The organism is Acidovorax sp. M2(2025) (assembly GCF_049330835.1).
Taxonomy (GTDB): domain Bacteria; phylum Pseudomonadota; class Gammaproteobacteria; order Burkholderiales; family Burkholderiaceae_C; genus Acidovorax.
On record NZ_CP186262.1, the window covers coordinates 3511727 to 3532854 of the forward strand.

Below are 21128 nucleotides of genomic sequence, written 5' to 3' on the forward strand. Positions count from 1 at the left end.
TAAGCAAGAACTCACAATCCCAGCGTCGAGGCCGGGAATCCCGGCGTGCTCTTGCTGCGCAGCCATTCGTTCAGGGTTTCCCGCAGCAGCACCCGGCGCGCCGGATCCGCATCGGTAATGCCCACGCACCGTTCAGGGTCCAGCCGCTGCATCACCCACTGGGGCGACCACAGCACGCTGGGAAGATCGAGCGGGTCGGCCGCAGGGCTGCGGCGGCAGGTGATGATGTGGTCCCAGGTACCCCGCCAGCGCACAAACCGCGGATGCCGGCGAACCACCTCGTCGTAGGTGCGGGCCAGCATTGTGAAACGCCGGCCGCTGTGCGCCCACTCCTGCAGCGATTCCATCACGCTGCGCTCGCCCAGCGGCCAATCGTGGAAGTTCGCATCGCTGATGACGATTTCCTTCCACCCTTCGCGCGCGGCCGTGGCCAGCGCGTCACGCACCAGCTGGGCAAACGCGTCACGGCCGCTGAAGCGGCCCACAGGCAAGCCGGGCACCGAAGGAGGCTGGCTTGCAGAGTCCGGCGGCGATGCCGGAGGGGAAGCGTCAGTCATCAGATATCTCCTGTGGGAGCCCTCCTGGGCCCGCTGTTCAGCCGGCCCAGGGCTGGACCCAGCCCGCATCGCACCAGGACGACAGCAACTCCAGGGCGTCGTCGCTGGCACGCGCCATTTCGCGGGCGGTCAGCTGGCGCACATCGGCCAGGCGGCGCATCAGCGTCGCGTCGCGGCCGCCGGCGCGGTAGCTTTCTCCATTGATGAACACATGGTGCGTGTCATACATCATGCGAGTGCGACGGTCCAGACGCACTCCTTCCAGCATCACGCCGGGTTCGCCGGGCTCAAACCACACGTTCGGCTTGGGTTCGGTCAGGTACTCACCCAGCGCACACTCAAGCACCAGCGGCTGGGCCAGTGCGCGGTCCAGCGCTTCGCGCGCGAAGCCCTGCAGCGCCTCCGGAATGGCGCCCGGCTGCACCACGGCCTCTTGCCGCGCGTCGCGGTACAGCAGGGGCTTGTCCTCGTCCCCGGCATCTTCGGCCAGCCGCACCAGCAGCTCCTGCGCCAGTTCGGCCCGTGACGGCACCTTGAAGCCCACCGAATACGTCATGCATTCGCCTTCGGCAATCCCATCGTGGGCATACCCCGGGGGCAGGTAGAGCATGTCGCCGGGCTCCAGCACATACTCCTCCTCGGGTTCGAACTTTGCCAGCACCTTGAGGGGAATGCCCTCGCGCAGCTGCAGCTCCTTCTGGCGGCCGATGCGCCAGCGCCGCTTGCCATGGGCCTGCAGCAGAAACACGTCGTAGCTGTCGAAATGCGGCCCCACCCCGCCACCATCGGTGGCATAGCTGATCATGAGGTCATCCAGCCGCGCCTCCGGGACAAACCGGAACTGCTGCATGAGCGCATGCACGGCGTCGTTGTGCAGGTCCACGCCTTGAACCAGCAAGGTCCACTGGGGCTGGCTCAGCGCCGGCAGCGAGCGACGCGCAAACGGGCCGTGGCGCAGCTTCCACACGCCCTTGGCGGATTGCACCAGGCGCGACTCCACGCCGTCCTGCGCTGCCAGTGCGAACAGCTCGGACCGCAGCACCGGCGGTGCAAACTGCGCGATGGCCTGGCGGACCAGCAATGGCTTTTTCTGCCAGTGGCGGCGCATGAATTGGGCGGGGGAAAGCCCCCCGAGGAGGGGCAGGGATTGCTGGGTGTCCATGGAGGCAATTGCCCGTTTGCCGGGCCGGTGGGTCGAACTGCGACAATTCTCCTATGGAAATCACCCAACAATGTGTGGTCGCACTGACCTGGACGCTCAAAGACACGCTGGGCGAAGAACTGGATGTTCTGGACGAGCCCGTGGAATTCTTGGTGGGGGGCGACGACCTCCTGCCCCGCATCGAGGAAGCCCTGCAAGGGCACGGGCCGGGCGCCACGCTCGCCTTGCACCTGGAGCCGGAGGATGCCTTTGGCGATTTCAACGACCAGCTGCTCTTCCTGGAGCCCCGCACCCTCTTCCCGGCAGAAATTGAGGAAGGCATGACCTTCGAGGGCAGCGCCCTGCCGGTGGAATGCAACCCGGCGGCGCCCCGCGCCGGACTGCTCTACACGGTGGCCGAGATCTACCCGGAGCACATCGTGCTGGACGGCAACCACCCCCTGGCAGGCATTGCGCTACGCCTGCAACTGCGCGTGCACGGGGTACGCGAGGCCACGGAGGAAGAGATCGGCCGCGGCAGTGCCGGCACCGGATTCTTCCGCGTCCATGCCCAGGCGCCCGGCAACGATCTGCTGCACTGAGGGGCAGCGCGTGCGCCGGGCCTGCGGGGCCCCGGCGCAAGGCCGCACCGCTTACAGCCGGGACAGCTGGCCGTTGTAGAGGCGTACGCGGTCACCGATGCGCAGGTCGCCAGGATGGGGCACGTCATAGACGCGGTAGCCACCCTGGTCCAGCTGCACGGAAATGCGGTAGCCCTGCACCTCCTGGGCATTGTTACGGCCTTCGATGGCATTGCCTGCCAGCGCACCGCCCACCACGCCCACCCCCGTGGCGGCAGCGCGGCCCGAACCCTTGCCGATCTGGTTGCCCAGCACGCCACCCACCACCGCACCGATCACGGCACCGGCACCCGAGGTGCCCTGCGAGCGGCCTTGCAGCACCTCGATGTTGGACACGCGGCCGTACTCGGTGCCTTGGGGATTGTTCGGGTACACCGGCGCAGCCTGGTAGCTGCCGGAATAGCCGCCCGAGTATTGCGGGGCAGGCGCGGGCCGGTTGTGGCCGCACGCGGCGAGGGAACCCGCCACGACCAAGGTGCCTGCAATGGCGAGGGGACGTTGGATCTTCAGCATATTTGGTACTCCTTTTTGTGAGGGCTGGCGCACGGCCCGCCCGAACTGGAAGGGGAAGCCTTGGTGCGCATGGCTTGATTGGAACAACGCAGCAGCTTCCCACGCCGTAGACACATGGGCTGACACCCCGTCGGTAACAGAACCTTCGAAACGTAAGCAGTGTCTGACAAGGACGCCAGCCCTTTCTGCAGAACAGCGCGGGCTCAGGCCTTTCCTGTCGACCCGTAGCCGCCCTCGCCCCGCTGCGTGGCGGCGAACTCGGTGACCACATTGAAGCGGGCCTGCACCACAGGCACGATGACCAGCTGAGCCAGGCGCTCCATGGGCTCCAGCGTGAATGCGGTATCGCTGCGGTTCCAGGCGCTGACCATGAGCTGGCCCTGGTAGTCGCTGTCAATCAATCCGACCAGGTTGCCCAGCACGATGCCGTGCTTGTGCCCGAGCCCCGAGCGCGGGAGGATGAGCGCGGCATAGCCGGGGTCCTTGAGGTACATGGCAATGCCGGTCGGCACAAGCTGCCAGGCGTTGGGCTGCAGGGTGAGCGGAGCGTCCAGGCAGGCGCGCAGGTCCAGGCCGGCACTGCCTGGCGTGGCGTACGCGGGAAGCTGGTCCGCCATGCGCGGGTCAAGAATCTTGATGTCAATGTTCACTGCGTCTTTTTCTTTCCATGCGTGTGGTTGTTCTGCGCGCCGGCCGGCCGCTGCGGCGCCCTGGCCGGGCTACTGCGCTGCGGCAGCACCCCAGGGCGGGCGATGCGGGCCGCCACCCCGGGCAAGGACTCCGCCAGCCAGCCCAGCCCCCACCAGGCCACGCCCATCAAGACCAGACCCGGCAACGAACCCCGGCCGAAGAAGAACAGGGCCACGGCATGCCCCAGGACCAGCAGCAGCAGGACGGCCCGCACGGCACGCAGCACGCCCGCCACTGGCTGAAGTGCCTGGGCAAGGTCCGGCAGGCCCGGCGCCGCAGCCGGTGCACGCAATGTGTCCGCCGCCTGGGGCGGCGGCGCGGCTGCCGACGGCCGGGCGGCGCGCCCACCCTGCGGCGGGGTGGCCGCCGGGGCGGTGAGGCGCTCCACGTAACGGGCGAAATCGCCATCCGCGGGCGTGTCCCATTCCGGCTTCGTGACACCCGTCTTCATGGGGTCTCCGTCCCGTGGCAGGTCAGCCCCGCTGCGCCTGCAGGCGCGCGGCAATGTCGCCAACGAGCTGGCGGGCCAGCACGCGCTTGGAGGCATGGGGCAGTTCGCGGTGGCCCTGCGCATCCACCAGCAGCAGGGCGTTGTCGTCCTGCCCGAAGGTGGCGGGGCCGATATTGCCCACCAGCAGGGGAACGCCCTTGCGGGCCCGCTTGGCGGTGGCATGGGCGAGCAGGTCGTGGCTCTCGGCGGCAAAACCCACGCAGAACAGCGCCCCCGCCTGGGCACGTGCCGACTGGGCCACGCGGGCCAGGATGTCGGGGTTTTCCACGAACTCCAGCACGGGCGTCTGGCCGGAGCCGTCCTTCTTGATCTTCTGGGAGGACGCCGCCGCCGGCCGCCAGTCGGCCACGGCCGCGGTGGCAATGAAGACGGACACCTGCGGAATCTGCTGCTCCACCGCGGCCAGCATTTCCTCGGCCGAACGCACATCCAGCCGGCGCACGCCGCGGGGCGTGGGCACATGCACGGGACCCGCCACCAGCGTCACGTCGGCGCCCGCCTCGCGGGCCGCGCGCGCAATGGCAAAGCCCATCTTGCCGCTGGACAGGTTGGTAATGCCGCGCACCGGATCGATGGCCTCGAAGGTGGGCCCGGCGGTGACCAGCACCTGCTGCCCGGCCAGCACCTTGGGGGCAAAGAACGCAATCAGCTCGTCCAGCAGCTCCAGCGGCTCCAGCATGCGCCCATCGCCCGTCTCGCCGCAGGCCTGGTCGCCGTTGCCCACGGCCAGCACCGTGGCGCCGTCCTGCGCCACCTGGGCCAGGTTGCGCTGGGTGGCGGGGTGGGCCCACATCTCGCGGTTCATGGCCGGCGCCAGCAGCAGGGGCACGCGCTGCGCCGGGCGCGCCAGGCACAGCAGGCTGAGCAGGTCGTCGGCCCGGCCCTGGGCCAGGCGGGCAATGAAGTCCGCGCTGCACGGCGCGATCAGGATCGCATCGGCCTCGCGGCTCAGGTTGATGTGGGGCATGTTGTTGGGCTCGCGCGCATCCCACTGCGAACCGTACACCGTGCGCCCCGACAGCGCCTGCAGGGTGACGGGCGTGATGAACTGCTCCGCGGCCTCGGTCATCACCACCTGCACGGTGGCGCCTTCCTTGATGAGCTGGCGGCACAGATCGGCCGCCTTGTAGCAAGCCACGCCCCCGCTCAGACCCAGAACAATGTGTTTGCCAGCAAGCTCATTCATGGGGCGAATTTAGCAGACGGCCCCAGCCCTACGCCCGAGCGCTGATGGGCCGCCATCTATAATTCCAATTTCCCACCACCAGGGGGCCTCTCGAAACCTGTAGCGGCAAGCAGGCGCTGCGGGCCGGGATGGGCTGCTAGGCGCTAACCGCAGCAATAGCGAATTGCTATTGCGAGGATTTGCAACGACGCAGACCGCACGGACCCGCAGATGCCCGCGGCGCTACAGGTTTCGAGAGGCCCCCTTCAGACATGACCAAATTTGTCTTCGTCACCGGCGGTGTGGTGTCTTCCCTCGGTAAGGGAATCGCCTCAGCCTCCCTTGCCGCGATCCTCGAATCGCGGGGACTCAAAGTCACCCTCATCAAGCTAGACCCCTACATCAACGTCGACCCCGGCACGATGTCGCCCTTTCAGCACGGCGAAGTCTTCGTGACCGACGACGGGGCCGAGACCGATCTGGACCTGGGCCACTATGAGCGTTTCATTGAAACGCGCATGAAGAAGACCAACAACTTCACCACGGGCCGCATCTACCAGTCCGTGCTGGAGAAGGAGCGCCGCGGCGACTACCTGGGCAAGACGGTGCAGGTGATCCCGCACGTCACCAACGAAATCCAGGAGTACATCAAGCGCGGTGCCGGCGTGGGCACCGCGGACGCGGTGGACGTGGCCATCGTCGAGATCGGCGGCACCGTGGGCGACATCGAATCGCTGCCCTTCCTGGAAGCCGTGCGCCAGCTGAGCCTGAAGCTAGGCCCCAACAACGCCGCCTTCGTGCACCTGACCTACCTGCCCTTCATCGCGGCGGCGGGCGAGCTCAAGACCAAGCCCACCCAGCACACGGTGCAGAAGCTGCGCGAGATCGGCATCCAGCCCGACGCGCTGCTGTGCCGTGCCGACCGCCGCATTCCCGAGGAAGAGCGCGGCAAGATCTCGCTGTTCACCAACGTGCCCGAATGGGGCGTGATCAGCATGTGGGACGTGGACACCATCTACAAGGTGCCCCGCATGCTGCACGAGCAGGGCCTGGACGGCCTCATCTGCGACAAGCTGCGCCTGAACACGCCCCCCACCAGCCTCAAGCGCTGGGACGACCTGGTCTACGAGACCGAGCACCCGCGGGGCGAGGTCACCGTTGCGATGGTGGGCAAGTACGTGGACCTGTCGGACAGCTACAAGTCGGTGAACGAGGCCTTGCGCCACGCGGGCATGAAGAACCACGTGCGCGTGAAGATCGAGCACGTCGATTCCGAAACCATTGAGAGCGCCGATGCGGTGCAAAAGCTGGCCAAGTACGACGCCATCCTGGTCCCCGGCGGCTTCGGCGTGCGCGGCGTGGAAGGCAAGATTGCCACGGCCCAGTACGCCCGTGAGCACAAGGTGCCCTACCTGGGCATCTGCCTGGGCATGCAGGTGGCCACCATCGAATACGCACGCCATGTGGCCGGCTTGGCCAACGCCAACAGCACCGAGTTCGATGCCGCCACGCCCCACCCCGTGATCGCGCTGATCACCGAGTGGAAAGACGCGGACGGCACCATCAAGACCCGCGACGAGAACTCCGACCTGGGCGGCACCATGCGCCTGGGCGCGCAAAGCTCGGACGTGGCCAAGGACACGCTGGCCCACAGCATCTACGGCGACGTGGTCACCGAGCGCCACCGCCACCGCTACGAAGCCAACGTGAACTACCTGGACCAGCTGCGCAAGGCGGGGCTGGTGATCTCGGCCCTCACGCAGCGCGAGCAGCTCACCGAGATCGTGGAGCTGCCGCAAAGCGTGCACCCCTGGTTCATCGGCGTGCAGTTCCACCCCGAATTCAAGTCCACGCCCTGGAACGGCCACCCGCTGTTCAACGCCTTCATCAAGGCCGCCGTGGAACACCAGCAAGCCGCGAAAAAAGCCTAAGGGGACCTCACCATGCAGCTGTGCGGATTCAATGTTGGCCTGGACCAGCGTTTCTTCTTGATCGCCGGCACCTGCTCCATCGAGGGCCTGGAGATGTCGCTCGACGTCGCCGGCCAGCTCAAGGAAGCCTGTGCGCCGCTGGGCATTCCGCTGATCTACAAGGGCTCGTTCGACAAGGCCAATCGCTCGTCGGGCACCAGCAAGCGCGGCGTCGGCCTCGATGCCGGCCTGAAGATCCTCGATGAAGTGCGCCGCCAGCTGCAGCTGCCCATCCTGACCGACGTGCACGACACCTCGCACGTGGCCGAAGTGGCCAGCGTGGTCGATGTGCTGCAGACACCCGCCTTCCTGTGCCGCCAGACGGATTTCATCCGGGCCGTGGCGCAGTCCGGCAAGCCGGTGAACATCAAGAAGGGCCAGTTCCTTGCGCCCTGGGACATGAAGAACGTCATCGACAAGGCCCGCGCCGCAGCGGCCGAAGTCGGACTGTCCGAAGACCGCTTCCTCGCCTGCGAGCGCGGCGTGAGCTTTGGCTACAACAACCTGGTGGCCGACATGACCAGCCTGGCCGAGATGCGCAATTCCGGCGCGCCGGTGGTGTTCGATGTGACCCATTCAGTGCAAAAGCCCGGCGGCCTGGGCGGCACCAGCGGCGGCGCGCGCGAGATGGTGCCCGTGCTGGCCCGCGCGGGCGTGGCCGTGGGCGTGGCGGGGCTGTTCATGGAAACCCACCCCCGCCCGGCCGAAGCCTGGTCCGACGGCCCCAACGCCGTGCCGCTCAGGCACATGAAGGCGCTGCTGGAGACCCTGGTGGTGCTGGACGAGGCCACCAAGAAGAGCGGATTCCTCGAAAACAATTTTGGAGCCTGAAGACATCATGAGCAGTGGTTACGTCATCGCATCCGTCACGGTCACCAACCCCGAGCAGTACGAGGAGTACAAGAAGTGGAGCTCGCTGGCCATGCAGGCGCACGGCGCCGAGGTGTGCGTGCGCGGCGGCAAGGTGGAAGTGCTGGAAGGCGACTGGAACCCTGGCCGCACGGTGATCCTCAAGTTCCCCAGCTTCGAGGCCGCCCGCGCCTTCTACGACACGCCCGAATACCGCAAGGCCCGGGCCGCCCGCGAGGGTGCGGCCATCATGCGCATGGTCTGCGTGGAAGGCGTGTGACGCCCCGTACCTCGCGAGAATGCTCACTTATTTATAGCTGCTTGCGCTTTCCAGGCAAGCGCTACAGCCCGATTTGCTTTAAAACTTCTGTCAAAGGAAAACCATGAGTGCCATCGTAGACATCGTCGGCCGCGAAGTGCTGGACAGCCGCGGCAACCCCACCGTCGAATGCGACGTGCTGCTGGAATCGGGCGTGATGGGCCGCGCCGCCGTGCCCTCGGGCGCGTCCACCGGCAGCCGCGAAGCCATTGAGCTGCGCGACGGCGACAAGGGCCGCTACCTGGGCAAGGGCGTGCTCAAGGCCGTGGAGCACATCAACACCGAAATCAGCGAAGCCGTGCTGGGCCTGGATGCCTCCGAGCAGGCCTTCCTGGACAAGACCCTGATCGACCTGGACGGCACCGAGAACAAGAGCCGCCTGGGCGCCAACGCCATGCTGGCCGTCTCCATGGCCGTGGCCCGCGCCGCCGCCGAAGAGTCCGGCCTGCCCCTGTACCGCTACCTGGGCGGCATGGGCAGTGTGCAACTGCCCGTGCCCATGATGAACGTGATCAACGGCGGCGCGCACGCCAACAACAGCCTGGACCTGCAGGAGTTCATGATCATCCCGGTGGGCGCCCCCACCTTCCGCGAAGCCGTGCGCTGGGGCGCCGAGGTGTTCCACGCGCTCAAGAAGATCATCCACGACAAGGGCATGAGCACCGCCGTGGGCGACGAAGGCGGCTTTGCCCCCAGCGTGGAGAACCACGAGGCCGCCATCCAGCTGATCCTGCAAGCCATCGAAGCCGCGGGCTACACCGCCGGCGAACAGATCGCCCTGGGCCTGGACTGCGCCGCCAGCGAGTTCTACAAGGACGGCATGTACGTGCTGGAAGGCGAAGGCGGCCTCAAGCTATCGGCCGAACAGTGGACCGACATGCTGGCCGCCTGGGTGGACAAGTACCCCATCATCAGCATCGAAGACGGCATGCACGAAGGCGACTGGAACGGCTGGAAGCACCTGACCGAACGCCTGGGCGACAAGGTGCAGTTGGTGGGCGACGACCTGTTCGTGACCAATACCAAGATCCTGAAGGAAGGCATCGACAAGCGCATCGCCAACTCGATCCTTATCAAGATCAACCAGATCGGCACGCTGACCGAAACCTTCGCCGCCATCGAGATGGCCAAGCGCGCTGGCTATACCGCCGTGATCTCGCACCGCTCGGGCGAGACGGAAGACAGCACCATCGCCGACATCTCGGTGGGCACCAATGCCGGCCAGATCAAGACGGGTTCGCTGTCGCGCTCGGACCGCATCGCCAAGTACAACCAGCTGCTGCGCATCGAGGAAGACCTGGGCGAGATCGCGCAATACCCCGGCCGCGCTGCGTTCTACAACCTGAAGTGACCCTGGCCGCCAGCCGTTTCGCACGGCTGGCTTGCGCTTCCCTGCACGCAGGACACCGTCTGTGAACTCCCGCATCATCCCCGTCATCCTGCTGGCGCTGCTGGCAGCCCTGCATGCGCAACTGTGGCTGGGCCGGGGCAGCGTGCCGCGCGTCAATGAGATGCAGCGGCAGATCGACGTGCAGAAGGCCGCCAACGAACAGGTGCGCCACACCAACGAGCGGCTCGCCTCGGAGGTCAGCGATCTCAAGGAAGGCCTGGACATGGTCGAGGAAAAGGCGCGCAGCGAACTCGGCATGGTCAAGCCCAACGAGGTGTACGTCCAGTTCACCCCGCGCTGATGCGGCTGCCACAGCGACCTGCGGAGTCCCCGTGCCAGCCGGAGCTTCTCCCGCCCCGGAGCCCATGACCGGCGCGGTCACGCCGCCCCGGGCGGACAGCCTGCCCCACCCGCCCCTACTCTTGTTCGTGCTGGGCATTGCGGGCTCCGGTGCCGAGGTGCTGGGCGCCGCCTTGCGGGCGCGCCTGGCCCCGCCCCCCCTGCACATTCTTTGCGGCCAGAGCCTGGCCGACCTGGCGCCGGAGGCCGAGGTGGCCCCGCGCCCCACCCTCACGCTGCTGATGGGCCTGGAGGGGTCTTGCACACCCGCGGAGCAAGCTGCCCGCGAGGCCGCCGACGCCCGCCTGCGCAACGACCTCGCGCAAGCGGGCCTGGCGTACCGGGTGATCTACGGGGCGGGCGAGCAGCGCGTGGCACAGGCGCTGCGCACGATCAAGGCCAGCATGCCCGGCGCGCTCAGCCCCGCGGACCAAGCCCTGCTGGACCCGGCGCTGGACCCGGCGACCGAACGCTCCACGCGGCTTCGTGCGGGCGGCTGCGAAAAGTGCAGCGACCCCGCGTGCGAGCACCGGCTGTTCTCGGCCCTGTTGGGGCGCGGGTAGCACCTGGTGCCGTGCGCACAAGCTTCCCTGGCCGGCAGAGTCGAACGCTCCCCGCTGCAGCGGGCGCGCAGGTGTGCGGCCGTGCGGCTTCGCGGATCAGCTGCCCTGCAGCAGCCCGCGCTTGAGTTCCTTGAGCAGCAACACCACCTGGCTGGACCCGTAGCGGTACCCGCCATGGAACACCTGCAGAGCCCTGGCCCATTGGCCCTGCTGCGTCAGCTCCACCAGCAGCGCCGCCTGGGCAAGAAAGTAGTCGTGGCGCGCGAGCAGGACGGCAAAGGCGGGCTGGTCGCCCAGCAGGTCGGCGCCCGCCCCGTGCAGCCACCGCCCCAGTTCGCCCTGGTCGCTGCGGCGCACCTCGGCGGGATCCAGGTCGTCCGTGCGGCCTTCCAGGGAGTCCAAGAGACGGTCTTTCCAGCGTTCATGGGCGTTGATGGCTGCGTCGATGTCCAGCGTGGCCAGCACCGTGTCCGCACGCAGCGAGTCGGGCACGCCCAGCGCGCTGATGAAATCGCGCGAGGCGCGCGCAGGCACGTCCGCCTCTCCCCTGGCGACTGTCCATACACGGCGCAAGAAACCCATAACTCCTCCGGCAGCGCCACAGCACCGGGCAGGCCTGCGGGCGTTCCAAAGAGCCTGCGCAAAACCTTGTCTGTGGCAGGGCCATCTTAGGGTTGCGGAGCCGGGGGGATTGTCAATGATGGTCAGCGCGCCGCAGGCGATCCTCACCGCGTTTTGCGGGGGATTGGGAGCGGCGCGGCCCGCCCTGCGCGGCTGCGCCGGCACGCCGCCAGAGTACGCGTGCGCTGCGTGGGCGGCTCAATGCAGGCCGGACGGCCCGGGCGGCTGGCTGGCGGAGGACGGCACAAAGAGCTGGGCCGCGTCCACGGCGTCAAAGCGGTATTGCTGGCCGCAGAACTCGCAGCCCACTTCGATGGTCTCGCGCTCGGCCAGGATGCTTTCGGCCTCTTCGGCGCCCAGGTTGCGCAGCATATTGCCCACGCGCTCGCGGCTGCAGGTGCAGGCAAAGCGCGGGCCGCTGCCCCCCTGCTGGGGCTCGAAGCGCAGCAGCTTTTCCTCCCAGAATAGCCGGCGCAGGATGGTGTCCACGTCCAGCGTCAGCAGCTCTTCGCGGGTCAGGCTTGCGGCCAGGTGGGCAATGCGGTTGTAGTCCTCGTTGCGGCCGATCTGGTCCTCGTTCTCGCGGTGGCTCAGGCTTTCACCGGCCAGGTTGCCTTCGCCCTTGACGGGCATGCGCTGGATCAGCAGGCCCGCGGCCACCTGGTCGTTGGCCCCCAGCACCAGCACGGTGTCGAGCTGCTCGGACTGCAGCATGTAGTGCTGCAGCACGTCCGAGAGTTTTTCCAGCTTCTCGTGCCGGTCGCCGTGCAGCGGCACCACGCCCTGGTAGGGCTGCTGGCCCGGGTGGCGGTCCTTCGGGTCCAGCGTGATGGCGCAGCGTCCGCCGCCGCCCACGTTCACCATCTGGCTCAGGCGCGCGCCCTCGGGCACCTCGCCCACCAGCGTGGCCGTGGCACGCAGGCCCAGGTCGGACTGCACCTCGGCCACCGCCACCTTCACCGGGCCGTCGCCAAACACCTGCAGCACCAGTGCGCCGTTGAACTTGATGTTGGACTGCATCAGCACCCCGGCGGCGGCCATCTCCCCCAGCAGCTCGCTCACGGGCACGGGGTACGCGCCGGTGCCGGTGTTGCTGGAGCGGCGGCGCAGGATCTCGGTCCAGGCGTCGGTCAGGCGCACGATCATGCCGCGCACGGGCAGGCCTTCAAAAAGAAACTTGTGGAGTTCAGACACGCAAGGATTCCAAAAAAATGCCGGCCCTTTAGCCGATCTTGTGCAAGCCGCTCTGGAAGCGGCGCGCGTTGTCGATGTAGTGCTGCGCGCTCTGGCGCAGGCCCTCGATCTGCTCGGGCGTGAGCTGGCGCACGGCCTTGGCGGGGCTGCCGATGATCATGGAGCCATCGGGAAACTCCTTGCCCTCGGTCACCAGCGCGCCCGCACCCACCAGGCAGTGCTTGCCGATCTTGGCGCCGTTGAGCACCACGGCCCCGATGCCGATGAGCGACTCGTCGCCGATGGTGCAGCCGTGCAGCATGACCTGGTGGCCCACGGTCACCCGCTCGCCCACCACCAGGGGCTGGCCGAAGTCGGCATGCAGCACGCTGGCGTCCTGGACGTTGGAGCCCGCGCCGATGGTGATGCTCTCGGTGTCGCCCCGCACGATGGCACCGAACCACACGCTCGCGTCCTCGCCCAGCACCACGTTGCCCATGACCTCGGCGCTGCCCGCCACCCAGGCCGACGCCGCCAGTTGCGGCGCCACGCCATCCAGTTCATAAATTGCCATTCAGGGCTCCAGCTCAAAGGGGAGAAAGCAGAAACGGCCCGCAGCTGCGCGGCCTCCAGAACGCCGGGCTGCGCCACGGCACTGCCGGGGCCCGATCCGCAGCGCACGCTTTCCGTTCGATTCGCGCAGAGGCCCCCAGGAATCCTCTGCACGAATCATCGCGCCGCGTGCATCTGCGGTCTCGGGTGGTCTGCTGCGTTGCAAAGCCTCGCAATAGCTACGGCTATTGCTGCGTTTTGCGTCTTGCAGCCCCTCCCGATCCGCAGAGCACACTTTCCGCTCGATTCGTGCAGAGGACCCCTAGAATTGTAAGGATGGAGCTTCGCCACCGTGCATTGCAGGTCTTGTGCCTTGCAGACCCCGAGCAAAAAGCGGCTGCAACGCTTGACCTGCAAGCGCAAGCAGCTATGCTTTCAATAGCAGAAGGCGCGCTCGACCTCCCTGCCGGCCTGCCGGCCTTGCCCGGCCACCCCGAGCGCCCCGCACTGCTGCACCACACGGACGTGGCCCGCCGCTCGCCGGCAACGCCCCTGGGGCGCGCGGTCCTCATCCACGCCATTGCGCACATCGAGTTCAACGCGATCAACCTGGCGCTGGACGCCGTCTGGCGCTTTGAAGGGATGCCCCGCGGCTACTACCAGGACTGGATGCTGGTTGCCGCCGAAGAGGCGCGCCACTTCCGGCTGCTGCGCGACCACCTGCGCACCCAGGGGCATGACTATGGCGATTTCCCGGCCCATCAGGGGCTGTGGACCATGTGCGAGAAAACCCGGTACGACATCGTGGCCCGCATGGCCTTGGTGCCGCGCACGATGGAGGCGCGCGGCCTGGACGCCACCCCGCAGATCCAGGCCAAGCTCCGCCAGGTCGGCACGCCGGACGCTCTTGCCGCGGTGGGCATCCTCGACACCATCCTGCGCGACGAGGTGGGCCACGTGGCGATTGGCAACCACTGGTACCGCTGGCTGTGCGAGCGCGAAGGGCTCGACCCCGAAGACCACTACAGCGTGCTGGTCAAGCAGTACGAGGCGCCGCGCCTGCGCCCCCCGTTCAACGAGGCCGCGCGCCGCCGCGCCGGCTTCACCGACAACGAGCTGCGCTGGCTGCAACAGATCTAAGAAGGTGCTGACGATCCCGCAGGGGATCGTCAACAGACTCCAAGGAGCCTCTCCCCACCCCGCCCGCGGGGATGCGATGGCTCCTACAATCCCTGACGGGCCGCACCCGGCTGCCGGCCGTTCCTTGCCACAATGACACCCATGACCCCACTCCCCCCCCCTGGAACCGCTTCCGCACCGCAACCCGGCAACTACGCACCGGTCGCGATGATTGCGCGGCAGGCCATCGTCAATGCGCAGCAGGTGGTGGTGGGGTATGAACTGTTCAACCGCTCGCGCGCCGGCGCAGCCCACACGGCCGCCACCGATGTGATCCTGGTGTTCACCGCGCTGTCGCACGCCGGCACGGAAGAGCTGGTGGGCAAGAAACTCATTTTCGTCAACTGCACGCACGAAAGCCTCACCGGCGGCCACCTGGAACTGGTGGACCCGGACAAGGTGGTGCTGGAGATCCCGCCCCTGGGCCATGCGGCCTCAGAGGAGGTCGCCACGCGCATGCCCATCCTGGCGGAGCTGCGCGAACGCGGGTTCCACCTGGCGTTCAACCACACCGTGCTGCAGTCCGCCTACGCGCCCTGGCTGCCGCTGGCCGACTACATCAAGCTCGACCTCTCGGTGCTGGCACCCGACCAGCTCGCGGTGCTGATCAGCTACGCGGGCCGCCACTCCAAGGCCGAGCTGATTGCCGAGAAGGTGGAAACCGCGCAGCAGTACGACATGGTGTCCAGCCACGGCGTGCAGATGTTCCAGGGCTACTGGTTTGCCCGCCCGGCGCTGGTGGAGGCCAAGCTGCTGAGCCCCTCGCAGGCCAGCATCATCGAGCTCATCAACCAGGTGCGCAAACAGGCGCCCACGGCCGACATCGAGGAAACCCTCAAGAAGGACGCGGGCCTGGCCTTCAACCTGATGCGCTTGATCAACTCGGCGGGCTTTGGCCTGTCGCGCGAGATCACGTCCTTCCGCCAGGCCGTGATGCTCATGGGGCTCAAGCGCCTGTTTCGCTGGGCCGCCCTGCTGCTCACGGCCTCGCGGGCGAGCGGAACCCCCTCGTCCGTCGGGCAGACCGCCGTCGTGCGGGGCCGGCTCATGGAGCTGCTGGCGCAGGAGACCCTGCCGCCCGAGGAGGCCGATCAGGCGTTCGTCGTGGGCATCTTCTCGCTGCTGGACGTGATGCTGTCCATGCCGATGGAATCCGCCCTCGGCTTGCTGAACGTGCCCGCGCCAGTCGCGGCGGCGCTGCTGCGCCGCGAAGGCTTCCTGGGCGACCTGCTCACGCTGGCCGAGGCGTGCGAGTCCAGCGACGACGCCATGTTCAACCGCGCCGCAGGGCTGCTGCACCTGACCAGCCAGCAGATCAACCTGGCCCACCTGCAGGCCCTGGCCTGGGCCGACCACGTCACCGACGAATAGCCAGCATGCCGCGCGGCGCACGCGCCCGGCGCCGCTGGGCGCCTGTTGCCGGCGCCGGGAATTCGGGGGCCGGCAGGTCTAGAATTGTGAAAAAGCATTTCTCACCTGCGGCCCTTCATGCAAACCACTCCCGAACAAGACGCCCCCGACCTCGCCGCCCCTGCGGTGGAGCCCGTGGACGAAAACCTGGCCATCATTGCGCGCCAGGCCATCGTTGACGAGTCCCGCGCGGTCTACGGCTACGAGTTGTTTGACCGCTCCACGGCCTCCGATGCCCACACGGCCGCCAGCGATGCCGCCCTGCTGTTCAATGCGCTGTCCTATGCGGGGACGGAAGCGCTGGTGGGCAAGAAGACGGTGTTCATCAACTGCACCCACGAAAGCCTTTCCGGCGGGCATCTGGAGCTGATCCACCCCGAGAAGGTGGTGCTAGAGATCCCGCCCCTGCCCGACAGCGCCACGGCCGAGGAGATCGAGGGCCGCCTGCCCACGCTGGAAGCCCTGCGCACGCGCGGCTTCCGCCTGGCGCTCAACCAGAACGCGCTCAAGCGCGCCTACACCAGCTGGCTGCCGCTGGCGAGCTTCGTCAAGCTGGACATGCAGGCCTTCAAGCCCGAGCTGGCGGCACCGCTGGTGAAGTTCGCAACCACCCACAGCAAGGCCACCCTGGTGGCCGAGAAGGTGGAGACGGCCGAGCAGTACGAGCTGATGCGCGGCCTGGGGGTGAAGCTGTTCCAGGGCTACTGGTTTGCCCAGCCCGCGCTGGTCAAGGCCACCACCATCCGCCCCTCGCAGGCCACGATCATCCAGCTCATCAACCTGGTGCGCAAACAGGCCAGCACGGCCGAGATCGAGGACCTGCTCAAGAAGGACCCCACGCTCTCCTTCAACCTGCTGCGCTTCATCAACTCCTCGGGGTTCGGCCTGTCGTGCGAGATCACCTCGTTCCGCCACGCGGTCATGATCCTGGGGCTGAAAAAGCTGTTCCGCTGGGCGGCGCTGCTGATGACCACCTCCCGCGCCGGCGGGCCGCCGCCCGCGGTGGGGCAGACAGCCGTGGTGCGCGGCCGCCTGATGGAACTGCTGGCCGCCGAATTGCTGCCGCCGGAGGAATGCGACAACGCGTTCGTGGTGGGCGTGTTCTCCCTGCTGGACACCATGCTGGGCGTGCCCCTGGAAAAGGCGCTGGAGTCCGTGGCCCTGCCCGAGCCGGTGATGGACGCGCTGCTGCGCGGCACGGGCGTGTTTGCCCCGTTCCTGGAGCTGACCAAGGCGTGCGAGAGCGGCGACGAGGTGGCCTTTGCCCGCGCCGCCGACGCGCTGCACCTGTCCAACCGCCAGGTCAACTGGGCCCACCTGCAGGCACTGACCTGGGCCGAGACCCTGAACGAGGACTAAGCCCCGTTACTGGCGCTCCCAGCGCTAACAGCGCTCCTGGCACGCCGGCCACCGCCCCTGTTCACGGGCCGGTGGCTTTTCTTTTTGCTGCGTGGTGGTTCGCGCGGCGGTTCAGTGGGCGGCCTGGATGCCCGCGGCGCGGATGATGCGGGCGTTGTTCTCTGACTCCTGGGCAATCTGGCGCGCAAACTCGGCCGCCGTGCCGCCCGTGGGCACGTTGTCGGTGGCCTGCAGCTTGTTGCGGAGGTCTGGCAGCGCCAGCGCCTTGTTCACTTCGGCATTCAGGCGCGCCACCACGGCCGGCGGCGTCTGCGCCGGCGCGTACAGGCCGAACAGTGAGGACAGGTTGGCCGCGGGCTGGCCCAGCTCGGCCAGCGTGGGCACCTGGGGCAGCGAGTCCAGCCGCGCGGGCGCGCCCACCGCCAGGGGCTTGAGCTTGCCCGCCTGGATGTGCTGCAGCACGGCCGGCCCGGCGTTGGTGGACAGCACCTCGAACTGCCCGCCCAGCGCGTCATTCATCTGCTGGCCGCCGCCCTTGTAGGGAATGTGGGTGATCTGCACCTGGCTCTTGGCCATGATCTGCTCCAGCATGATGTGGCCGAGCGACGCCTGGCCCGAGGTGGCCCAGCGCACGGCGCCGGGCGCGGCCTGCGCCGCCGCCAGCAGGCCCTTGAAGTCCGCCGCCTTGCTGGCGGACGTGCCCAGCAGCAGCACGGGCGAATACATCACGCTCACCACCGGGGTGATGTCCTTTTGCGGGTCGAAAGGCGACTTGCCCAGGTGCGGGTTCAGCGCCAGCGGGCTCACCGCGGCGAAGCCCAGCGTGTAGCCGTCAGGCGCGGCCTTGGCCACCGCGTCCACGCCCAGGCTGCCGCTGGCGCCGGCCTTGTTCTCGACGACCACGGGGGTGCCCAGCTGCGCCGCCAGCTTGTCGCCCAGCGCCCGCGCCACCACGTCGCTCACGCCCCCGGCCGGGTACGCCACGATGATGCGCAGGGGCTTGCCTGTGGGCCAGGCCTGGGCCGCGGCCCAGGTGGCGGCGCCCAGCAGCGCCGCGCCAAGGATCAGTTTCTTCATGGGTGTTTCTTTCGATGGATAAAAACTAGCCGCGCGGGTGATGCTGCGCGTGCAGGGTCTTGAGGCGCTCGCGCGCCACATGGGTGTAGATGGTGGTGGTCGAGATGTCGGCATGGCCCAGCAGCAGCTGCACCACGCGCAGGTCCGCGCCGTGGTTGAGCAGGTGGGTGGCAAACGCATGGCGCAGCGTGTGCGGCGACAGCGGCGCGGTGATGCCCGCGACCTGCGCCCATTTCTTGACGATGACCCAGAACATCACGCGTGTCATGCCGCTGCCGCGCTGGGTGACGAACAGGTCGTCGGTCTGCTGCCCTGCCAGGATGGCGCCGCGGGCCTCGGCCAGGTAGCGCTCCAGCCACTGGCGGGCCACCTCGCCAAACGGCAGCAGGCGCTCCTTGCTGCCCTTGCCCATCACGCGCAGCACGCCCTCGGCCAGGCTGAGCTGGAAGGTCTTGAGCGTGACCAGCTCCGACACCCGCAGGCCGCTGGCATACATCAGCTCCAGCATGGCGCGGTCGCGCAGGCCCAGGGGGTTGCCCAGGTCGGGCGCGTTCAGCAGCGCCTCCACCTGCGCTTGCGACAAGGTCTTGGGCACGCGCAGCGGCTGGCGGGCCGCCTGCAGGCGCACCGTGGGGTCGGCGGTGATGCGCCGCTCGCGCAGCGCCCAGTGAAAGTAGCGCCGCAGCACCGTCAGGCGCCGGTTGGCCGAGGTGGCGCGCGTCTGCGCATGGCGCGCGGCAAAGTAGCCGTGCAGGTGGTGCTCGGCCGTGGCGTCCAGCGCCAGGGGCGGCTGCTGCTGGGCCAGCCACTGGGCGTACAGCGTCAGGTCGCGCCGGTAGGCCGCCAGGGTGTTGCGCGACAGGCCGTCCTCCAGCCACAGGGCATCCACGAAGGTGTCAATGGCGGTCTGGCTGTCGGACAACATGCAAAAACAATAGCACGTAAAAAAGGCCGCCCGGCAATCGGGCGGCCTGTGGCTGGGAAGGACCGCTTATTCCAGCGTCAGCTTCTGCTTGGCCACCACGTCCTTGTAGACGGCGAACTCGGCCTTGATCTGCTCGGCGAACTGCTCGGGCGTGTTGCCGATGACCAGCGAGCCGGTGTCCTCGATGCGCTTCTTCACGGCCGGGTCTTCCAGCGCCTTGCGCACGCCGGCGTTCAGCTTGTCCACGATGTCCTTGGGCAGGCCCTTGGGGCCGACGATGCCGTAGTAGGCCATGCGGTTGACGGGCTCCAGGCCCAGTTCCTTGAACGTGGGCACATTGGGCAGGGCCGCCACGCGCTGGGGCGCCGCAACCACGATGGGCACCAGGCGGTTGTCCTTGATGAACGGCAGGGCCGAGGGCAGGTTGTCGAAGATCATCGGCACCTGGCCCGCCACCGTGTCGTTCAGGGCCGGGCCCGCGCCGCGGTAGGGGATGTGCGTGACGAAGGTGCCCGAGAGGTTCTTGTACAGCTCCATCTGCAGGTGGCCGATGCCGCCCGTGCCGGAGGACGAGTACGAGTACTTGCCCGGCGATTTCTTCAGCTCGGCCACGAACGACTTGTAGTCCTTGGCCGGGAAGTTCGGATTCACCGCAATGATGTTGGGCGTGGCGGCGATGTTGACGACGGGCGTGAAGTCCGTGAGCGGGTTGTACGGCGTCTTGGGGTTGATGGCCGGGTTGGCCGCCGTGGTGGACACGGTGGCCACGCCCAGGGTGTAGCCGTCCGGCGTGGCGCGAGCCAGTTCCGCCGCGCCGACGATGCCGCCCCCGCCCGCCTTGTTGTCCACGATCACGTTCTGGCCCAGGGCCTTGCCCAGCGGCTCGGCGATGACGCGCGCAACGATGTCGGTGGTGCCGCCAGGGGCGAAAGGCACGACCAGGCGGATCACCTTGTTGGGATAGCCCTGCGCCGCGGCGGTGCCTGCGGCGGCGGCCAGAACGGTGAGTGCGAGCCATTGACGACGGTGCATGAGTTCTCCTTGGTGCGGGTGACAAAACAACAGCGCAGATGGTATGCGTAACCACCTTTCTCCTTGCCTGCGGATTGCACATAAGGGCTAACCCGGAGGCCTTGCGGTGCATCAAGTATTCTCGCCGGGGTGAACTACGCCACGCTCCTGCTCCCGGACTTCTCGCTCATCCTCTTCGGCTACCTGATCTGCCGGTACACCGCCCTCAACCGCTCGGTGTGGCAGCCCGTGGAGAGCCTGGTGTACTACCTGCTGTTCCCGGTGCTGCTGTTCCAGTCCATCGTCAAGAGCCCGGTGGACGTGGGCGCCGCATCGGGCCTGATTGCCGCCGGGCTGGCCATGGGCGTCACCGGCATCGCGCTGGCCTACAGCCTGCCGCACTGGCCGCTGCTGGGCCGCCACATCGACGCGCGCGACCATGCGGCCAGCGCCCAGGTGGCGTTCCGCTTCAACTCCTTCATCGGCCTGGCCATTGCCGAGCGCCTGGCGGGCGCCGAGGGGCTGCTGATGATCGCGGTGCTCATCGGCGTGTGCGTGCCCCTGTTCAACGTGGCGGCCGTGTGGCCCATGGCGCGGCACGGGCAGCACAGCTTTGCGCGGGAGCTGGTGCGCAACCCCCTCATCATCGCCACGCTGTCGGGGCTGGTGGCCAATCTGCTGGGGTTTCGCATTCCCGAGTGGGCCAGCCCCACGGTCAGCCGCATCAGCGCCGCGTCGCTGGCGCTGGGGCTGATGGCCGCAGGCGCGGGCCTGGAGTTTGGCCTGCTGGCACGCGGCAAGGCGCTGAGCATTGCGGTGCTGTCCATCCGGCACCTGGTGCAGCCGCTGCTGGCGTTCGGGCTGGCCCACCTCTTGCGGCTGAGCCCCGTGCAGACCACCGTGCTGCTGGCGTTCTCGGCCCTGCCCACGGCGTCGACCTGCTACGTGCTGGCCGCGCGCATGGGCTACAACGGGCCGTATGTGGCGGGGCTGGTGACACTGTCCACCTTGCTGGGCATGGTGAGCCTGCCGTTTGCGCTGGCCGTGCTGCGGTAGCCCCAGGGGCGTGCGCCCTCTCCTACCCCCGGCCCCGCACCGCACCGACAGGCCCGGGCTGCCCGGCGCCCGAGCATGGCGGCTTGCGCTGGCCAACGGGGCCGACGCCATCTACAG

General features: G+C 67.9%; 23 protein-coding genes. 11 read left to right on the forward strand and 12 right to left on the reverse strand.

Going from position 1 to position 21128, the window contains the following annotated elements; all coding sequences use genetic code 11:
- Positions 1 to 11: 11 nt before the first annotated feature.
- Positions 12 to 557 (reverse strand): hypothetical protein, encoded by a 546-nt coding sequence (locus tag ACOYR3_RS16210; protein WP_422843355.1) that lies wholly within the window; start codon positions 555 to 557, stop codon positions 12 to 14.
- A gap of 37 nt (positions 558 to 594) precedes the next feature.
- Positions 595 to 1719 (reverse strand): JmjC domain-containing protein, encoded by a 1125-nt coding sequence (locus tag ACOYR3_RS16215; RefSeq protein ID WP_422843356.1) that lies wholly within the window; start codon positions 1717 to 1719, stop codon positions 595 to 597.
- Positions 1720 to 1772: 53 nt separating this feature from the next.
- On the opposite strand from ACOYR3_RS16215, the gene ACOYR3_RS16220 reads away from it, so the two are divergent.
- Positions 1773 to 2300 carry an FKBP-type peptidyl-prolyl cis-trans isomerase gene (locus tag ACOYR3_RS16220; RefSeq protein ID WP_422843357.1) on the forward strand — a complete coding sequence of 176 codons (528 nt, stop codon included), beginning with the start codon at positions 1773 to 1775 and terminating at the stop codon, positions 2298 to 2300.
- Positions 2301 to 2351: 51 nt separating this feature from the next.
- Here ACOYR3_RS16220 and ACOYR3_RS16225 read toward each other — a convergent pair whose 3' ends face one another.
- From ACOYR3_RS16225 to coaBC, 4 genes are all read right to left on the reverse strand, one after another.
- Positions 2352 to 2852, reverse strand: a complete 501-nt coding sequence (locus ACOYR3_RS16225; RefSeq protein ID WP_422843358.1) for a glycine zipper 2TM domain-containing protein — start codon at positions 2850 to 2852, stop codon at positions 2352 to 2354.
- A gap of 203 nt (positions 2853 to 3055) precedes the next feature.
- A complete protein-coding gene (gene dut / locus ACOYR3_RS16230) occupies positions 3056 to 3502 on the reverse strand; it encodes a dUTP diphosphatase (protein ID WP_422843359.1) in 447 nt (148 codons plus the stop codon).
- Positions 3499 to 3993 (reverse strand): hypothetical protein, encoded by a 495-nt coding sequence (locus ACOYR3_RS16235; protein WP_422843360.1) that lies wholly within the window; start codon positions 3991 to 3993, stop codon positions 3499 to 3501. Before ACOYR3_RS16235 ends, dut begins: the two co-directional genes overlap by 4 nt.
- A 22-nt stretch (positions 3994 to 4015) precedes the next feature.
- Entirely contained in the window at positions 4016 to 5239 is a 1224-nt protein-coding gene (coaBC, locus tag ACOYR3_RS16240) for a bifunctional phosphopantothenoylcysteine decarboxylase/phosphopantothenate--cysteine ligase CoaBC (RefSeq protein ID WP_422843361.1), read from the reverse strand.
- A 251-nt stretch (positions 5240 to 5490) separates the two neighbouring features.
- Between coaBC and ACOYR3_RS16245 the strand changes: the two genes are divergently transcribed.
- The 6 genes from ACOYR3_RS16245 to ACOYR3_RS16270 all read left to right on the forward strand — a co-directional run bounded on the left by ACOYR3_RS16245 (position 5491) and on the right by ACOYR3_RS16270 (position 10648).
- Positions 5491 to 7149 carry a CTP synthase gene (locus ACOYR3_RS16245; RefSeq protein ID WP_422843362.1) on the forward strand — a complete coding sequence of 553 codons (1659 nt, stop codon included), beginning with the start codon at positions 5491 to 5493 and terminating at the stop codon, positions 7147 to 7149.
- A gap of 12 nt (positions 7150 to 7161) precedes the next feature.
- Entirely contained in the window at positions 7162 to 8019 is an 858-nt protein-coding gene (kdsA, locus tag ACOYR3_RS16250; RefSeq protein ID WP_422843363.1) for a 3-deoxy-8-phosphooctulonate synthase, read from the forward strand.
- 7 nt (positions 8020 to 8026) lie between these two features.
- Positions 8027 to 8317 (forward strand): DUF1330 domain-containing protein, encoded by a 291-nt coding sequence (locus tag ACOYR3_RS16255; protein ID WP_422843364.1) that lies wholly within the window; start codon positions 8027 to 8029, stop codon positions 8315 to 8317.
- Between the two features lie 103 nt (positions 8318 to 8420).
- Entirely contained in the window at positions 8421 to 9707 is a 1287-nt protein-coding gene (eno, locus tag ACOYR3_RS16260; RefSeq protein WP_422843365.1) for a phosphopyruvate hydratase, read from the forward strand.
- A 61-nt stretch (positions 9708 to 9768) separates the two neighbouring features.
- A complete protein-coding gene (locus tag ACOYR3_RS16265; RefSeq protein ID WP_291487772.1) occupies positions 9769 to 10047 on the forward strand; it encodes a septum formation initiator family protein in 279 nt (92 codons plus the stop codon).
- A 64-nt stretch (positions 10048 to 10111) separates the two neighbouring features.
- Positions 10112 to 10648 (forward strand): hypothetical protein, encoded by a 537-nt coding sequence (locus tag ACOYR3_RS16270; protein ID WP_422843366.1) that lies wholly within the window; start codon positions 10112 to 10114, stop codon positions 10646 to 10648.
- 96 nt (positions 10649 to 10744) lie between these two features.
- On the opposite strand, the gene ACOYR3_RS16275 is transcribed toward ACOYR3_RS16270, so the two are convergent.
- The 3 genes from ACOYR3_RS16275 to ACOYR3_RS16285 form a co-directional block, all read right to left on the reverse strand.
- Complete coding sequence (locus ACOYR3_RS16275; RefSeq protein ID WP_422843367.1) at positions 10745 to 11182, reverse strand: CZB domain-containing protein; 438 nt, start codon at positions 11180 to 11182, stop codon at positions 10745 to 10747.
- A gap of 285 nt (positions 11183 to 11467) precedes the next feature.
- Positions 11468 to 12463, reverse strand: coding sequence for an Hsp33 family molecular chaperone HslO (locus ACOYR3_RS16280; protein ID WP_422843368.1), 996 nt, complete (start codon positions 12461 to 12463; stop codon positions 11468 to 11470).
- A gap of 28 nt (positions 12464 to 12491) precedes the next feature.
- A complete protein-coding gene (locus tag ACOYR3_RS16285) occupies positions 12492 to 13016 on the reverse strand; it encodes a gamma carbonic anhydrase family protein (RefSeq protein WP_422843369.1) in 525 nt (174 codons plus the stop codon).
- Between the two features lie 314 nt (positions 13017 to 13330).
- Between ACOYR3_RS16285 and ACOYR3_RS16290 the strand changes: the two genes are divergently transcribed.
- The 3 genes from ACOYR3_RS16290 to ACOYR3_RS16300 all read left to right on the forward strand — a co-directional run bounded on the left by ACOYR3_RS16290 (position 13331) and on the right by ACOYR3_RS16300 (position 16942).
- Entirely contained in the window at positions 13331 to 14134 is an 804-nt protein-coding gene (locus ACOYR3_RS16290; RefSeq protein ID WP_422843370.1) for a ferritin-like domain-containing protein, read from the forward strand.
- 141 nt (positions 14135 to 14275) lie between these two features.
- Positions 14276 to 15544, forward strand: coding sequence for an EAL and HDOD domain-containing protein (locus ACOYR3_RS16295; protein WP_422843371.1), 1269 nt, complete (start codon positions 14276 to 14278; stop codon positions 15542 to 15544).
- A 117-nt stretch (positions 15545 to 15661) separates the two neighbouring features.
- Complete coding sequence (locus tag ACOYR3_RS16300; RefSeq protein WP_422843372.1) at positions 15662 to 16942, forward strand: EAL and HDOD domain-containing protein; 1281 nt, start codon at positions 15662 to 15664, stop codon at positions 16940 to 16942.
- Positions 16943 to 17053: 111 nt separating this feature from the next.
- Here the strand turns inward: ACOYR3_RS16300 and ACOYR3_RS16305 are convergent, their stop codons facing one another.
- The 3 genes from ACOYR3_RS16305 to ACOYR3_RS16315 all read right to left on the reverse strand — a co-directional run bounded on the left by ACOYR3_RS16305 (position 17054) and on the right by ACOYR3_RS16315 (position 19976).
- Positions 17054 to 18019, reverse strand: a complete 966-nt coding sequence (locus ACOYR3_RS16305) for a Bug family tripartite tricarboxylate transporter substrate binding protein (RefSeq protein ID WP_422843373.1) — start codon at positions 18017 to 18019, stop codon at positions 17054 to 17056.
- A 25-nt stretch (positions 18020 to 18044) separates the two neighbouring features.
- On the reverse strand, positions 18045 to 18944 hold the full coding sequence (xerD, locus tag ACOYR3_RS16310; protein WP_422843374.1) for a site-specific tyrosine recombinase XerD: 900 nt from the start codon (positions 18942 to 18944) through the stop codon (positions 18045 to 18047).
- A gap of 66 nt (positions 18945 to 19010) precedes the next feature.
- On the reverse strand, positions 19011 to 19976 hold the full coding sequence (locus ACOYR3_RS16315) for a tripartite tricarboxylate transporter substrate binding protein BugE (RefSeq protein ID WP_422843375.1): 966 nt from the start codon (positions 19974 to 19976) through the stop codon (positions 19011 to 19013).
- Between the two features lie 129 nt (positions 19977 to 20105).
- Here ACOYR3_RS16315 and ACOYR3_RS16320 point away from each other — a divergent pair, with 129 nt between their 5' ends.
- Positions 20106 to 21011 (forward strand): AEC family transporter, encoded by a 906-nt coding sequence (locus ACOYR3_RS16320; RefSeq protein ID WP_291487793.1) that lies wholly within the window; start codon positions 20106 to 20108, stop codon positions 21009 to 21011.
- The last annotated feature ends 117 nt before the right edge of the window (positions 21012 to 21128 follow it).